Annotated in this window: 15 protein-coding genes; 10 read left to right on the forward strand and 5 right to left on the reverse strand. The window is 66.8% G+C overall.

Going from position 1 to position 15,385, the window contains the following annotated elements; genetic code table 11:
* Nucleotides 1-131: 131 nt before the first annotated feature.
* Both ACNO8X_RS25810 and ACNO8X_RS25815 read left to right on the forward strand, forming a co-directional pair.
* Nucleotides 132-1,100: an SGNH/GDSL hydrolase family protein gene (locus ACNO8X_RS25810; RefSeq protein ID WP_418003306.1), complete on the forward strand. Its 969-nt coding sequence runs from the start codon at nt 132-134 to the stop codon at nt 1,098-1,100.
* 51 nt (nt 1,101-1,151) lie between these two features.
* Nucleotides 1,152-2,369, forward strand: coding sequence for an acetyl-CoA C-acetyltransferase (locus ACNO8X_RS25815; protein WP_043395831.1), 1,218 nt, complete (start codon nt 1,152-1,154; stop codon nt 2,367-2,369).
* Between the two features lie 146 nt (nt 2,370-2,515).
* Here ACNO8X_RS25815 and ACNO8X_RS25820 read toward each other — a convergent pair whose 3' ends face one another.
* Complete coding sequence (locus ACNO8X_RS25820; RefSeq protein ID WP_418003307.1) at nt 2,516-3,388, reverse strand: endonuclease domain-containing protein; 873 nt, start codon at nt 3,386-3,388, stop codon at nt 2,516-2,518.
* A gap of 269 nt (nt 3,389-3,657) precedes the next feature.
* Here ACNO8X_RS25820 and purT point away from each other — a divergent pair, with 269 nt between their 5' ends.
* Nucleotides 3,658-4,857 carry a formate-dependent phosphoribosylglycinamide formyltransferase gene (gene purT, locus ACNO8X_RS25825; protein WP_418003308.1) on the forward strand — a complete coding sequence of 400 codons (1,200 nt, stop codon included), beginning with the start codon at nt 3,658-3,660 and terminating at the stop codon, nt 4,855-4,857.
* A gap of 66 nt (nt 4,858-4,923) precedes the next feature.
* On the opposite strand, the gene ACNO8X_RS25830 is transcribed toward purT, so the two are convergent.
* On the reverse strand, nt 4,924-5,766 hold the full coding sequence (locus tag ACNO8X_RS25830; RefSeq protein WP_043395837.1) for a Bax inhibitor-1/YccA family membrane protein: 843 nt from the start codon (nt 5,764-5,766) through the stop codon (nt 4,924-4,926).
* Between the two features lie 161 nt (nt 5,767-5,927).
* Between ACNO8X_RS25830 and ACNO8X_RS25835 the strand changes: the two genes are divergently transcribed.
* The 3 genes from ACNO8X_RS25835 to ACNO8X_RS25845 all read left to right on the forward strand — a co-directional run bounded on the left by ACNO8X_RS25835 (nt 5,928) and on the right by ACNO8X_RS25845 (nt 9,496).
* The gene (locus ACNO8X_RS25835) at nt 5,928-6,962 is read left to right on the forward strand and encodes an enoyl-CoA hydratase/isomerase family protein (RefSeq protein ID WP_418003309.1); all 1,035 of its coding nucleotides are present in this window, start codon (nt 5,928-5,930) and stop codon (nt 6,960-6,962) included.
* An 8-nt stretch (nt 6,963-6,970) separates the two neighbouring features.
* The gene (locus tag ACNO8X_RS25840; RefSeq protein ID WP_418003310.1) at nt 6,971-7,744 is read left to right on the forward strand and encodes an enoyl-CoA hydratase; all 774 of its coding nucleotides are present in this window, start codon (nt 6,971-6,973) and stop codon (nt 7,742-7,744) included.
* A 66-nt stretch (nt 7,745-7,810) separates the two neighbouring features.
* The gene (locus ACNO8X_RS25845) at nt 7,811-9,496 is read left to right on the forward strand and encodes an alpha/beta hydrolase (RefSeq protein ID WP_418006036.1); all 1,686 of its coding nucleotides are present in this window, start codon (nt 7,811-7,813) and stop codon (nt 9,494-9,496) included.
* 9 nt (nt 9,497-9,505) lie between these two features.
* Here the strand turns inward: ACNO8X_RS25845 and ACNO8X_RS25850 are convergent, their stop codons facing one another.
* Nucleotides 9,506-9,952 carry a rhodanese-like domain-containing protein gene (locus ACNO8X_RS25850; RefSeq protein WP_418003311.1) on the reverse strand — a complete coding sequence of 149 codons (447 nt, stop codon included), beginning with the start codon at nt 9,950-9,952 and terminating at the stop codon, nt 9,506-9,508.
* A complete protein-coding gene (locus tag ACNO8X_RS25855; protein WP_418003312.1) occupies nt 9,952-10,497 on the reverse strand; it encodes a cysteine dioxygenase in 546 nt (181 codons plus the stop codon). The genes ACNO8X_RS25850 and ACNO8X_RS25855 overlap by 1 nt, the downstream gene beginning before the upstream one ends.
* A 187-nt stretch (nt 10,498-10,684) precedes the next feature.
* Between ACNO8X_RS25855 and ACNO8X_RS25860 the strand changes: the two genes are divergently transcribed.
* From ACNO8X_RS25860 to ACNO8X_RS25875, 4 genes are all read left to right on the forward strand, one after another.
* Nucleotides 10,685-11,107 (forward strand): lipoprotein LpqV, encoded by a 423-nt coding sequence (locus tag ACNO8X_RS25860; RefSeq protein ID WP_418003313.1) that lies wholly within the window; start codon nt 10,685-10,687, stop codon nt 11,105-11,107.
* A 199-nt stretch (nt 11,108-11,306) separates the two neighbouring features.
* Nucleotides 11,307-12,929: an LCP family protein gene (locus ACNO8X_RS25865; RefSeq protein WP_418006037.1), complete on the forward strand. Its 1,623-nt coding sequence runs from the start codon at nt 11,307-11,309 to the stop codon at nt 12,927-12,929.
* Nucleotides 12,930-13,281: 352 nt separating this feature from the next.
* Nucleotides 13,282-13,497, forward strand: coding sequence for a hypothetical protein (locus ACNO8X_RS25870; protein ID WP_418003314.1), 216 nt, complete (start codon nt 13,282-13,284; stop codon nt 13,495-13,497).
* 47 nt (nt 13,498-13,544) lie between these two features.
* Nucleotides 13,545-14,510, forward strand: coding sequence for a patatin-like phospholipase family protein (locus ACNO8X_RS25875; RefSeq protein WP_418003315.1), 966 nt, complete (start codon nt 13,545-13,547; stop codon nt 14,508-14,510).
* Here ACNO8X_RS25875 and ACNO8X_RS25880 read toward each other — a convergent pair.
* Nucleotides 14,507-15,358 (reverse strand): patatin-like phospholipase family protein, encoded by an 852-nt coding sequence (locus ACNO8X_RS25880; protein ID WP_418003316.1) that lies wholly within the window; start codon nt 15,356-15,358, stop codon nt 14,507-14,509. The two genes, ACNO8X_RS25875 and ACNO8X_RS25880, sit on opposite strands and share 4 nt — an antisense overlap.
* Nucleotides 15,359-15,385: the final 27 nt, after the last annotated feature.

Below are 15,385 nucleotides of genomic sequence, written 5' to 3' on the forward strand. Positions count from 1 at the left end.
TAGCTTGCCACTGCTACATAGATCAACAATCAAAGTCGCCGAAATGATGCCGCAGTCGATATGACTACGTGATCGGGTCACCCGCGGTTCATCGACCTGCGAATCACTGCAACCGACCTAGACTTGTCGCCGTGGGCACACGTGCACCTCGCCGAACGACTATCGCGCTGGCGGCAGCAGCCACCATCGCCTCGACGGGCTCGTTCTACGTCGGGGCGCGAAACCTGTTGACCGGGCAGGCCGCCAAGGCCCGCCGAGTGATACCCAAGTCGTGGGACGTCCCACCCAGAGCTGACGGCGTCTACAGCCCCGGTGGCGGACCCGTCGAAAAATGGCAGCGCGGGGTGCCGTTCGACCTGCATTTGATGGTCTTCGGCGACTCCACCGCCACGGGATACGGCTGCCACAGCGCAGACGAAGTGCCCGGAGTACTGCTCGCCCGAGGGCTGGCGCAGCAGTCCGGCAAGCGAATCCGGCTGTCCACCAAGGCCATCGTGGGCGCGACCTCCAAGGGCCTGTCGGGCCAGATCGACGCCATGTTCGTCGCGGGTCCACCGCCGGACGCCGCGGTCATCATGATCGGCGCCAACGACATCACCGCCGTCAACGGCATCTGGCAGTCGGCCCACCGACTGGGGAACGCCGTGCAGCGCCTGCACGCCAGCGGCGCGGTCGTCGTCGTCGGCACCTGCCCGGACTTCGGCGCCATCGCTGCCATCCCACAACCGCTGCGCTTCGTCACCCGCAATCGTGGCCTGCGGTTGGCCCGGGCCCAGGCCGGACAGGTCCGTTCCTCCGGCGGCGTGCCGGTGCCGTTCTCCGACCTGCTGTCGCCCGATTTCCTCAAGGCGCCCGAGGTGCTCTTCTCCTCGGACATGTTCCATCCGTCCGCCGCCGGGTACTCCCTGGCCGCCCAGCAGCTGCTCCCCGCCTTGTGTGAAGCGTTGGGCGAGTGGACAACTGACTCGCCGCCGGCATCGGCGCTGGTCTCCAGGACCTCCGACGAGACCAACGCGCTGGCGCGGTTGACAAACGTGTCGCGCCTGTGGCGGCGCACGACAGGCGTACCCGCGCCGATCGTCGCTCCTGTGACGGGATAAATTCCGAGGAAAGCAATACGTTTTTCTTTGGATCGACTAGGAGCTCCCGTCATGCCCGAAGCCGTCATCGTCTCCACCGCCCGCTCCCCCATCGGCCGTGCCGTCAAGGGGTCGCTGGCCACCATGCGGCCCGACGACCTCGCCGCGCAGATGGTCCGCGCCGCATTGGACAAGGTCCCCGCGCTGGACCCGCGCGACGTCGCCGACCTGATGATCGGTTGCGGACAGCCCGGTGGTGAGGCCGCCTACAACCTCGGCCGCGCCGTGGCCGTCGAGCTCGGCTACGACTTCATGCCGGGCACCACCGTCAACCGCTACTGCTCGTCGTCGCTGCAGACCACCCGTATGGCGTTCCACGCCATCAAGGCCGGCGAGGGTGACGTGTTCATCTCGGCCGGTGTCGAGACCGTGTCGCGCTTCGGCGTCGGCGCCGCCGACGGTGCCCCGAACAGCAAGAACTCGTTGTTCGACGAGGCCCAGGCCCGCACCCTCAAGCAGGCCGAAGGCGCCACCGAGTGGCACGACCCGCGCGCGGACGGCGTCCTCCCCGACGTCTACATCGCCATGGGCCAGACCGCCGAGAACGTCGTCCTGCACACCGGCATCAGCCGCGAGGACCAGGACCACTGGGGCGTCCGGTCGCAGAACAAGGCGGAAGAGGCCATCAACGCCGGCTTCTTCGAGCGCGAGATCGTCCCGGTCACCCTGCCCGACGGCACCATCGTCTCCAAGGATGACGGCCCGCGCGCCGGCACCACCTACGAGAAGATCAGCCAGCTGAACCCGGTGTTCCGCCCGAACGGCACCATCACCGCCGGTAACGCCTGCCCGCTGAACGATGGCGCCGCCGCCCTGGTGATCATGAGCGACGAGAAGGCCAAGGCCCTCGGCCTGACCCCGCTGGCGCGCATCGTCTCGACCGGTGTGTCGGGTCTGTCCCCGGAGATCATGGGCCTGGGCCCGATCGAGGCCGTCAAGCAGGCCCTCGGCCGCGCCAACATGAACATCGGCGACGTCGACCTGTACGAGATCAACGAGGCCTTCGCCGTGCAGGTCCTGGGCTCGGCCCGCGCCCTCGGCATGGACGAGGACCGCCTGAACGTCTCCGGTGGCGCCATTGCCCTCGGCCACCCGTTCGGTATGACCGGTGCCCGCATCACCGCGACGCTGATCAACAACCTGCAGACTCACGACAAGCAGTTCGGCATCGAGACCATGTGTGTCGGTGGTGGCCAGGGTATGGCCATGATCATCGAGCGGCTTTCGTAAGTTCCTGACGCGGCGTCCCGCCGCCTCGCGTTGACCCTGTACTCAGGGCGCATTTGTTCGAGTGACATGCGCCCCAGGTACAGGGTCAACGTGTTTCTGGGGTTGACTCCGCGCTGGCGGCGCAAAAGTGCGAGAAGTCCACGCCCTCATCGCAGCGTGAATGCAGCGGGATTGCGGCGGCGCACCGCAAGGTCCCAAGCGCGGTTCACGCGGGCCAAGACATCTGACTTCCGGTGCCCCGCGGCCACCCTCACCACGATCCACCCGAGTCCAGCTAGGTACTCGCTGCGCACGATGTCGTAACCGAGCTGGCTCGCGTGCTGCGCTCCGTCGTACTCGATGGCGAGCATCAGGTCTTCCCAGCCCATGTCGAGGAAGTACGTCGGACTGCCATCAGGCCCGAGCACCGGGATCTGAGTCTGCGGCCGAGGGAAATCCTCAGCTATCACCAGCATTCGGAGCCTCGATTCCTGGGGAGATTGCGCGCCCGGATCACACAGGTCCAAGGCTCGTTCCAGTTGCCGGAGACCTCGACAATGCGGATGCTCGTCGGCCAGTGTCAACACCTCACCTGGATTGAATCCCGTTGCCGCACAGAGCGCATCGAGCCGTGCGACGGCATCGTTGAGCGGGCCGCGGCGCCCGATGTCGAACGCTGTGCGTTCCGGTGTGGTGACCGGCAACCCGTCGACGGCCCGAACCTCATCGGCGAAGACCAAGTCATCGCGAGTGATGACACCGCGTGGCGGGCGCGCGTTCTCCCAGATCAATTCGATCGCGACATCGTCGGGAATCCACTTGACCCCGAGCAGGCTCGACGCGGCCGAGCCCGCGACCACCGCTTCCCGCCGCGACCACAACCAGGCAGCCGCTGCGCGCTGGGGCAGTGACGGGTCAATCCGCTTGTTCACGTAGACGTTCGGCATGATCGCGCGGTAGTGCCGACGCAGTTCGTGACGGTTCAGCACACCCGCTTGAAGAGCCTCGCTGCCGATGAAGGGCCAGTTGTCGATGTCCATATCGGCACCTTGCAAGCCGTAGGTGACACAGCTGTTCGCCCGGTCGACCGTCCGGGCGCCGCCTGTGGACGAATCCAGAACTGTGGATAACCCTGCCGCCATTGACTCCGCGCTGGCGGCGCAAAAGTGCGAGAGGTCCACGCCCTCAGCGCAGGATCAGCCAGTACCCACGGTTGACCCTGAATCCATGGCGCATTTGTTCGAGTGGCGTGTGCCGTCAGTACAGGGTCAATGCGCCGACGGGCCTCGCCCCATAGACTCAGCCCCCGATGATCACCATCGGAACCCCTCTGTCGCCCACTGCGACCAAGGTCATGCTGCTCGGCTCCGGCGAACTCGGTCGCGAAGTGCTTATCGCGTTGCAGCGCTTGGGCGTCGAGACCATTGCCGTCGACCGCTATCCGAACGCACCGGGACATCAGGTCGCGCACCATGCGCGCACCATCTCGATGACCGACCCCGACCAGCTCAAAGCGCTGATCGAGGCCGAGCAGCCGGACCTCGTGGTGCCCGAGATCGAGGCCATCGCGACGCCGGCGCTGCAGGAACTCGAGGACGCCGGTGTGGTGCGGGTGATCCCGACCTCTCGGGCCGCCCGCCTGACGATGGACCGCGAGGGCATCCGCCGGTTGGCCGCCGAGGAGCTCGGGGTACCGACCAGTCCCTACAAGTTCTGCGATTCGCTGGAAGAACTCCAGGCCGCCATTGATGGCGGCATCGGCTACCCCTGCGTGGTGAAGCCCGTGATGAGCAGCTCGGGCAAGGGCCAGAGCAAGCTCGACGGACCGGACGACGTCGCGAAGGCCTGGGAGTACGCGATGGGCGGGGCGCGCGTCACCAACACCCGGATCATCGTCGAGGGCTTCGTCGACTTCGATTACGAGATCACGCTGTTGACCGTCCGCGCCCAAGCCGACGGCCAGGTCGAGACCCAGTTCTGCGAACCGATCGGGCACCGTCAGGTCGCGGGCGATTACGTGGAGAGCTGGCAGCCGCACCCGATGTCGGCCGCCGCCCTGGCGGGCGCCCAGCAGATCGCGCACAAGGTCACCGAAAACCTCGGCGGGCAGGGCGTTTTCGGTGTCGAGCTGTTCGTCAAGGGCGACCAGGTGTGGTTCAGCGAAGTCAGCCCGCGGCCACACGACACCGGCATGACGACGATGATCACGCAGTGGCAGAACGAGTTCGAGCTACATGCCCGCGCGATCCTCGGCCTGCCGGTGGACACCTCGCTGAAGACGCCAGGGGCCAGCGCGGTGATCTACGGCGGTGTCGAGGCCGAGGGCATCGTCTTCGGCGGCGTCGATCACGCGCTGCAGGTGCCGGGCACCGATATTCGCCTGTTCGGCAAGCCGGAGAGTTTCCGGACCCGCCGGATGGGCGTGGCCCTGGCCCGCGCCGCGGATGTCGACACCGCACGACGCAACGCTGCCGAAGCCGCGAGCCGGGTCACGCCGCGCGCAGTCTGACCGACAGCACCGTGACACGAAGAAGGGGCGCCCGCCGAAGCGGACGCCCCTTCTCTGTCAACGGAGCTAGTCGTTGTTGAAGTAACTCAGCAGTCGCAGGATTTCCACGTACAGCCAGACCAGGGTGACGGTCAGGCCGAGCGCGACGCCCCACGCCGCCTTCTCCGGCGCACCGGCGCGGATCATCTGGTCGGCCGCGTCGAAGTCGAGCAGGAAGCTGAACGCCGCCAGCGCGATGCAGACCAGCGAGAAGATGATCGCGATGGTGCCACCGCTGCGCAGGCCCATGCCGGCGCCGCCGTTGAAGAAGCCGATGACCATGTTGCCGAGCATCAGCGCGAGGACGCCGAACATGCCGGCCACGATCATGCGGGTGAACTTCGGGGTGACGCGGATGGCGCCGGTCTTGTAGACGACGAGCATGCCGAAGAACACACCGAAGGTGCCGAGGATCGCCTGGCCGATCAGGGCCCCGGCGTTGGCGCCGGACACCGCGAAGTTGGCCATGATGAACGAGAAGGCGCCGAGGAACATGCCCTCCAGCACCGCGTAGGTGAGCACGATGCCCGGGTTGTCCTGCTTGCGGCCGAACGTGGCGATGAGGACCATCACCAGGCCGCCCAGGGCACCGATCATGGCGATGGGCCCGGCCAGCGCCAGGTTCGACATGATCGTGAAGTACGAAACGACCGCACTGACCGTCAGCACCGCCAGCGTGATGCCGGTCTTGGTGACGACGTCATCGATGGTCAGCGGCCGGGCGAAACCGGCCTGCTGCTGCGGGTACTCGGTGTACGGCTGGGCCATGGTCTGCTGGGCACCATATGCGGCTGCGCCACTACCGAATTGCGCGTATCCGCCCTGCGACTTGGGCAGGGAACGAAATATCGGGTTGCTGCTCTCGCGCACCGTCGGGTTCCTCTCCTGAAGCTGTGGTCCGTCTGCTGACGAACACCCACACAACGTACGACTTCGGGTGTTGGTTCCCGGCGAGACGGAAAAACTGGGAACTTACTGTGAAACGGTACCTGGTCGACGTAGCCGACGCGCAACGATCTAGATTGCTTACCGTGGCGGAAAACGAGGATATCCTAGTAAATGTCGAGAACGGCGTCGGCGTCGTCACGCTGAATCGTCCGAAGGCCATCAATTCGCTCAACCATGTGATGGTCACGGGCCTCGCCGAGGCGCTCACCGCGTGGGAGCACGACGACAGCGTGCGTGCGGTCCTGCTGACCGGCGCCGGCGAGCGCGGCCTGTGCGCGGGCGGCGACGTCATCGCGCTCTACCACAGCGCCAAGGCCGGCGACGACAACGCCAGAACCTTCTGGCACGACGAGTATCTCCTCAACGCCCACATCGGCCGCTACCCCAAGCCGTACGTCTCACTGATGGACGGCATCGTGATGGGCGGCGGCGTCGGCGTCGGCGCGCACGGCAACATCCGCGTCGTCACCGAGAAGACCAAGCTCGGCATGCCCGAGGTCGGCATCGGCTTCATTCCCGACGTCGGCGGCACCTACCTGCTGTCGCGGGCACCCGGCCTGATCGGCCTGCACGCCGCACTCACCGGTGCCCCGTTCTCCGGCGCGGACGCCATCGCCCTGGGATTCGCCGACCATTTCGTCGCGCGGGCCGACCTCGCCGCCTTCCGGGACCTGGTCATCAGCGATGGACCCGACGCTGCCCTGGCGAAGCACGCCATCGAGCCGCCGGCCAGTGAGCTACTGGCACAACAGCATTGGATCGACGAGTGCTACGCCGCGAACACCGTCGCGGCGATTCTGGAAAACCTGCGCGGCCATGAGGCCGCCGAGGCCAACGCCGCAGCCGACCTGATCGCCACCCGGTCCCCCATCGCGCTGACCGTCACACTGGAGGCCGTGCGCCGCGCCGCCAAACTGCCCACCCTCGAGGACGTCCTCACCCAGGAGTTCCGAGTCTCGATGGCGTCGCACAAGTCTCACGACTTTGTGGAGGGCATCCGTGCCCAGCTCGTCGACAAGGACCGCAACCCGCAGTGGTCCCCGGCTAATCTGTCGGACTGCACCACCGCCGACGTCGACGCCTACTTCGTCTCCGCCGACCCCGACCTGACCTTCTAGGAGCCCTGATGACGTTCGAAACCATCCTGGTCACCCGCGACGACCGCGTCGCGACCATCACCCTTAACCGGCCCAAGGCCCTCAACGCGCTCAACAGCCAGGTGATGGTCGAAGTCACCACGGCCGCAGCCGAACTCGACGCCGACCCGGGCATCGGCGCCATCATCATCACCGGCAGCGAGAAGGCCTTCGCCGCAGGCGCCGACATCAAGGAGATGGCGAGCCTGACGTTCGCCGACGTGTTCTCGCAGGACTTCTTCGCGCTGTGGAACAAGTTCGCCGCGACCCGCACCCCCACCATCGCGGCCGTCGCCGGCTACGCGCTCGGTGGCGGTTGTGAGCTGGCCATGATGTGCGACCTGCTGATCGCCGCCGACACCGCCAAATTCGGCCAGCCCGAGATCAAGCTGGGCGTGCTGCCCGGCATGGGCGGCAGCCAGCGCCTGACCCGTGCCGTCGGCAAGGCCAAGGCGATGGACCTGATCCTCACCGGCCGCAACATGGACGCCGAAGAGGCCGAGCGCTGCGGCCTGGTGTCGCGCGTGGTCCCCGCCGACGCGCTGCTCGACGAGGCCAACGCCGTCGCCAAAACCATTGCCGGCATGTCCCTTTCGGCGTCGCGGATGGCCAAGGAGGCCGTCAACCGTGCCTTCGAGAGCACCCTCGCCGAGGGCCTGCTGTACGAGCGTCGGCTGTTCCACTCGGCCTTCGCCACCGACGACCAGACCGAGGGCATGGCGGCCTTCACCGAGAAGCGCGCACCGAACTTCACGCATCGGTAAAGTCGAGCGGTGGCCGACACTGCTCAAGACTCTGATCCTGCCGACGACGACGGCACCGCTGTAGCGGTGGCCGACCCGTCGGGTGAGGAGTCGCTGGCGGCGAAACTGGAAGAGCCGCCGTCGGATTGGTGGGTGCGCCGCTACACGTTCTTCGGCACCGCGCTCGGCCTGATGTTCATCTGGCTGTCGATGACCCCGTCACTGTTGCCGCGTGGCCCGCTGTTCCAGGGCATCGTCAGTGGTGCCGCCGGCGCGATCGGTTACGGCTTCGGAGTTTTCGGGGTCTGGCTGGTGCGGTATATGCGGTCGAAGGACAGCAGCCCCAAGGCCCCCCGCTGGGCCTGGCTGGTCCTGATCGGACTCGGCACCATCGGCCAGGTGCTCGCGATCATCTGGTTCCACGTCTGGCAGGACGACGTCCGGGACCTGATGGGCGTGCCGCGCATGGGCTTCTGGGACCATCCGCTCACGGCAGTGCTGTCGGTCGTCTTCCTGTTCGCGTTCGTCGAATTCGGACAGTTGGTGCGCAAGCTGGTGCTGTTCCTGGTGCGTCAGCTGGAACGTATTGCGCCGCCGCGGGTGTCGGGCGTGGTCGCCGTCGTCTTGGTCGTCAGCCTGTTCATCGCGATCCTCAATGGCGTCGTGGTCCGCTTCGCCATGTCGACGATCAACAACATCTTCGAGAACGCCAACAACGACACCGACAACCCGGCACCCACCAGCACGCTGCGCTCCGGCGGCCCGCAGTCGCTGGCCAGCTGGGACTCCCTGGGCCATCAGGGTCGGGTGTTCGTCAAGGGCGGACCGACCGTCGACGAGCTGTCAAAGTTCAACGGCACCAAAGCAATCGAACCGATTCGTGCATACGCCGGCCTGCACTCGGCAGAAGGCATCCGTGCCACGGCCCGGCTGGCCGCCGACGAACTCAAACGCACCGGTGGACTGAACCGCAAGGTGATCGCGGTCGCGACGACGACAGGTACCGGCTGGATCAACGCTGCCGAGGCATCAGCGCTGGAGTACATGTACAACGGCGACACCGCGATCGTGTCCATGCAGTACTCGTTCCTGCCCAGCTGGATCTCGTTCCTGGTGGACAAGGAGAACGCCCGTCAGGCAGGCCAGGAGCTGTTCGAGGCGGTTGACGAGATGGTCCGCGAACTGCCCGAAGGCAAACGACCCAAGCTCGTGGTGTTCGGCGAGAGTCTCGGCTCGTTCGGCGGCGAGGCACCGTTCCTGTCGCTCAACAATCTGATCGCCCGAACCGACGGCGCCCTGTTCTCGGGACCGACATTCCAGAACACCATCTGGACCGATCTGACCGCCCGGCGCGACGCCGGCTCCCCCGAGAAGCTACCCATCTACGACAAGGGCGAGTACGTCCGGTTTGTCTCGCAGCCAACGGATTTGGACCGCCCGACCACTGCCTGGCACCACCCACGGGTGGTGTACCTGCAGCACCCGTCCGATCCGATCTCCTGGTTCAATCCGGATCTGTTGTTCCACATGCCGGATTGGTTGCGCGAACCCCGGGGCCGCGATGTGTCGCCGCGGATGGAATGGATTCCGGTGGTGACCTTCCTGCAGGTATCGGCCGATATGGCGGTGGCCGTCGAGGTGCCGGACGGGCACGGTCACGTGTTCATCCGCGACGTCGCCAACGCCTGGGCGGCCATCCTGCAACCGCCGGGATGGACACCGGAGAAGACCGAACAGCTGCGCCCCTTGTTGGCGCGCGGCTACTCGAGCTGAGACGACCCGCTACACCCAAGCGCCGGCGCGCAGCAGCACCGACGCAGCCGTCCCGCCCAGCAGTCCTTCGGCGACCAGCGCCCGGTACCCACCGATGACGTCGGTGGCCCGGTAGAGCCCCAGGTCCTGCAGCGCCGCGGCGGCCAGGCTCGAGGTGTACCCCTGCGAGCACAGCACGACCCACTCGACGTCGTCGCCAGTGGCCTGCGGCAGGCGGGCGTCGCTGGTCGGGTCGCAGCGCCATTCCAGGACGTTGCGCTCAACTACGAGCGCGCCGGGGAACTCGCCCTCGACGGCACGCTGCGCGGCCGGCCTGATGTCCACGAGCACGGCGCCACGATTCAGCGCAGCCGGGATTTCGGCGGCCGACAGCCGGACCAACCGCTCCCGGGCGGCGTGCAACATCTGGTCGACTTTGCTCAGCACGTTTCCCGTCGCTTCGCTCGCGCTGGGCATCAGTCCCCCTCGGGTTTGTCGGTGAGTTCGGTGTAGACGCGACGCAGCTTGTTGCTCTCAGAGACGTCGTAGTACGACATGGCGGTCAGCGGCGGCGAATAGGCGTGGACGCTCAAGGTGGGATGCGATACCGTCGCCGGCTCATCGGCGGCGCGCACCACGTCGTGGACCCAGCCCAGTGGGAACGCCGCCTGGTCACCGGCCTCCAACGTGCGTTGGCGCAGCCCGCGACCGTCCCACCGGGTCTCCTCCAGCGCACCCGACACCACGGTCAACGCACCCAGCGATCCGCCGTGGTCGTGCAGTTCGGTGCTGCGCGCGGGGACCCAGCTGATCAACCAGAGATCGAGTTCGTCGTCGCCGTACAGCCGGCGGTACCAACGTTCTTCGAGTGGCAGGCCATCGGCGGGCAACAGCCGGTCGTAGCGGCCACTGAGCACGTCGTCCGCGCAGCGGTCAGTGGCGTGCAGCAGGTCGGGTAGGCGCAATCGGGTCGGCGCGACGAGGGCAGGACCAGATACAGAAAAATCGGTCAGGACGGACATGACGGAACTCCAATGCAGAAACGAACGGTGGGCTATCAGCCCTCATGAGGCCGGGCTCAAGCCCGACAACACTTCGCGTTCTGCACGTTCTGCACTGCCATGTACCCCATCGTGACGGGCCCCCGGCGAGTGGGAAAGGGTTAGCGTCAGGGTGATCCTGAATGCGCGACGACCTAGATTGGCTCTCATGCTGACCATCAGCCGAGCAACGCTGCTCACCGCCACCGCCTTGACCGTGCTCACCGGCTGCGGTCCGGACAAGCAGTCGGGTCCTGCTCAGACGCCCGCCGCTGAGCTGCCCACGCAGTCGCACGAACACCCGGCCCCCGGCGGGGTCGCCGTCTCCCCTGGCGGTGTGACGACCGCCGTCGACGTCCCATCGGCGGCCACGGAGTCCGAATTCGGCCAGGCCTGCCACGCCGCGAAACTGTGGATGGACGCCCAGCGAGCCGACCCGACAACACTGGTCGAGCCGTACCTGAGCATCCTGCAGCGGCCGGAAACACGTGATCCCGGTAACTTCAACACCCCCTGGGCCGAGCTCACAGCAGCCCAACAGGCCGGCGTGATCATGGCCGCGACCAGCGCATCCAAGGGCGAATGCGGCTGATCACCGGCGTTCTCTGAGGATTCGCTGAGTCAGGGGCGTTGCCCTAAAATCGGTGGTGCTGCCGTCCGGTCAATGAAGACGCATCCACGCGGGCCGCGGTGATACCGAACTTCCGACCGCCGGATCCGACCGGCGGCCCACACGTACCCGCGAGGCCCGCCGAGATGAACGCCATGACCGCATCCCCTCGAGGTCGCATCTGAGCGCCCCCGATTTCCAGCGCAGCGATTCCGCCCGCCACCGTCTTCCAGCCCGGCACCGCCGGAGCCGGCTGCAAAGCCTGCTCAGCGCCCGCGTGGGCTGGGACACCGTCGGCCGCGTAACGCTCGCGCTGGTGACGGTCGTGGCCGTGGCGACGACCGGCCTGGGTTGGTGGACGGTGCGCGGCGCGCTGCACGGCATCACGGTCAGCGACGCACTCGGAGCGGACGCGCCGAAGTCCACCGGCGGGGCGATGAACATCCTGCTGATCGGCCTGGACTCCCGCAAAGACCAGCAGGGCAACGACCTGTCGCAGGCGCTGCTCGACAAGCTGCACGCCGGAGATTCCGACAACGGCGGCTACAACACCAACACGCTGATCCTGGCGCACATCACCGCCGACAATCATGTGGTCGCGTTCTCGATTCCGCGTGACGACTACGTGCGGGTCACCGGCATCCCCGGGTACGACCACATCAAGATCAAAGAGGCGTACGGCCTGACCAAGGCCAACGCCATGCAGCACCTGATGGACAAGGGCGTCACCGACCAGGCCGAGCTGGAGCGCAAGAGCCGCGAGGCCGGCCGCGCCGCGACACTGGCCGCGGTCCGCAACCTGACCGGTGCGCCCATCGACTACTTCGCCGAGGTGAACCTCGCCGGCTTCTACGACATCGCCGAGAGCCTCGGCGGCGTCGAGATCTGCCTGAACCACCCGGTGTACGACGACTACTCCGGCGCCGATTTCCCGGCCGGCCGGCAGACCCTCGACGCCTCGCAGGTCGTCGCCTTCGTCCGGCAGCGGCACGGCCTCGACAACGGCGACCTGGACCGGACCCACCGCCAGCAGGCGTTCCTGATCTCGGTGATGCACCAGCTGCAGCAGGACGGGTCGTTCAGCGACCTCGGCAAGCTGAACCAGCTGATCGGCGTGGCACAGAAGGACGTCGTGCTGTCGGCCGGGTGGGGCCAGGAGCAGTTCAAGCGCATGGGCGAGATCGCCGGCGGCGCGAACGTCCAGTACCGGACGCTGCCCGTCGTGCGTTACGACAACATCGATGGCCAGGACGTCAACATCGTCGACCCGATGGCCGTCAAGACCGAGGTCGCCAAGGCCTTCGGCCTCAAGCCGCCGCCGGGAGCGACGACGTCGACGCCGACCACGTCGACCGAGCCGTCCACGCTGGACAAGGCCTCGGACAGTACGGGCACCACGTCGAAGAACGCCAAGACCGCGATCATCGACGTCATCAACGGTTCCGACGTGATGGGCCTGGGCCGGCAGATGTCGGAGATCCTGGGCGATCTCGAATACTCCATGGGCCAGACCAGGAGCTCGCAGGACGGCGAGCTGAGCTCGACGGCCGTCGACTTCGGCACCGGAGCCGACTCCGAGGCCAAGCACCTGGCAGAACTGCTCGGCATCGACGCAGTCCGTGCGGACCCGACGGTGCCTGCGGGCCGCATCCACGTCACGCTGGGTCCGGGCTACCAGGTGCCCGACACGCTGGACAGCGTCTCCATGGCCGCGGCCAAGTCGTCCAACTACGACACCACGTTGCCGACGCCGGAATCCGGCCCGCCCGTGCGGGCCAACGGCGGCATCCCCTGCGTCAACTGACGCGTTTGCCTCGCCGGCTCCGCCGCCGCGAAGGTCGCACCGATCGCAGATCTGGCGATTTCACGATCCGACCGCACGCTCGCGACGGCATACCTCGCACGCCGCTCCGCGAATTAATTAGATTAGTTCAACAAATTAATTTCGCCGCCTGTTGCGGCGCGAAATCGGACCCGAACGCCATTCCCAGAACACAAAGCACAACTAATAAATTTGCCCGTCGACCAGGTAAAACGTCGCGAAACCAATGAGATCAGCTAACGAATGCGTCGTATTTCCCAACTACTGGTCAGTAATTGTGCTTCGACTCACACAATGGTGCACACTATGGGATGTCTCACTCATAGTCGAAGGGATGAGCCCGATGGTTGCTCGTCAGCACGTACCGGTCGCGCGGGCGCACAGTGGCGCGGTCAACGGTCGCCGGATGCTCTTCATGGGCACCCTGCTGCTGCTCATCGCGGTCGCATCCGTCAGCGGCATCGTCTTCGCCATGAGCAGCGGACAGCCGCAGGTGGCCCTGATCGTCGGCCTGATCTCCGCGGCGTTCTTCTCGCGTATCCGCTGCTGACGCTGCCTCGTCTCACCTCAGCCTGATCCGCACGCCAAGATAGGGCGATGCGGGTCGCACTGGTCCTCGGCAGCGGTGGCGCCCGGGGTTACGCACACATCGGAGTCATCGACGCGCTACGCGAGCGCGGATTCGACGTCGTCGGCATCTCCGGTTCGTCCATGGGCGCACTCGTCGGCGCCCTGCAAGCCGCCGACAAACTCGACGAATTCACAGCGTGGGCCAGCGCCCTCACCCAGAGCGCGGTACTCCGCCTGCTCGATCCGTCCCTCACCGCCGCCGGGGTGCTGCGGGCCGAGAAGATTCTGGCCACCGTCCGCGAGATCATCGGCCCGCGGACCATCGAGAGCCTGCCGATCCCCTTCACCGCCGTCGCAACCGACCTGATCGCGGGAAAGTCGGTCTGGTTGCAGCGCGGCCCCATCGATGCGGCCATCCGGGCCTCCATCGCCATCCCCGGCGTCATCGCCCCGTATCTGCTGGATGGCCGGTTGCTGGCCGACGGCGGCATCCTGGACCCACTGCCCATGGCGCCGCTCGCGGCCGTCAACGCCGACCTGACCATCGCGGTCAGCCTCAACGCCAGCGACCCCAGTCACCCGGCAGAGTCTCCCAGTGCCACCGCCGAACTGTTGAGCCGGATGCGACGCAGCACGACGTCACTGATCGACCGGGCCGCGGCGAGCACGCTGCTCGACGGCCCCACCGCACGATCGGTGCTGAGCCGTTTCAGCAATGCGGTCGACGGCATCGACAACCCCGCCGAGGCCGACGCCGATGCCGAGGACTCCGCCGTGCCGCGGCTCGGCGGGTTCGAGGTGATGAACCGCACCATCGAAATCTCGCAGGCCGCGTTGATGCGGCACACCCTGGCGGCGTACCCACCTGATCTGCTGATCGAGGTTCCGCGCACGGTCTGCCGCAGCCTGGAGTTCTATCGCGCGGATGAGGTCATCGACATCGGGCACGAATTGGCCAGCGCCGCACTGGATTCCCTCGATCTCGGCAACTAGGCCAGGAACGCGGCGATCTCAGCCGCGACCCGGCGGCCCTGCGCCCGGCCGACCTGCGCCGACGGAATGCGGCAGGCCGGATCCAGCGGATCGAGACCGAAGGCGGCGAGGGACTCGTCGTCGGCGTAGATGGCGCAGGCGCTGCCCGCGAAACTCTTGACGTCGGCGCCGGGGCCCGCACCGAACGGTGACGGCGAGTCCGACGGAGCCGGGATGAGGACGACGGCGGTGTCACAGTCCTTGACCGCGATCATGTTGACGCTGCTGCCCATGCCGCCGTCCATGTACCGGCGGCCGCCGATGGTCACGATCGGCCAGGCCGCCGGCACCGCGCAACTGGCCTCGACCGCATCGACCAGGGACACCCCCGACTCGCGGGTGAACACCACCAACTCGCCGGTGTCGATGTCGACGCCGGTGATGCGCAGGTCGTGGTCGGGCCACTCGTGCGACGGCAGCCGGCGTTCGATGACGTCGCGGCGCACGGCAGGGCTGACAGTGTCGGCCTCCGCCGCGGCGGCCCCGAGGCGCTGCAACTGCTGCGCGCGAGTGCCGTTGGCGGTGGACATCGCCTCGACGAAAACGGTCAAGACGACTTCGATGTTGATACCTGGGCTGATCTCCGCGGACTCTGCGGCGACCTGGCGTTCGAACAGCTCGCCGATGCTCAGCGCGCTGCCCAGCTGAGCCCCGACCGCCGAGCCTGCCGATGTGCCCAACACCACATCCGCATTCCGCACCGCCGCCGCGATCTCGGGGGCTTCGTCGGCGATTCCCTGCAGGATGCCGGTCTCCCATGCGATGCCGGCGATGCCGCCACCAGCCAAGACGAGTGCACGCTTAGTCATTAGTTCATCTAACATGATCCGGCGTGC

This window comes from Mycobacterium sp. PDNC021 (assembly GCF_048282635.1).
Classification (GTDB): Bacteria; Actinomycetota; Actinomycetes; order Mycobacteriales; family Mycobacteriaceae; genus Mycobacterium; species Mycobacterium llatzerense.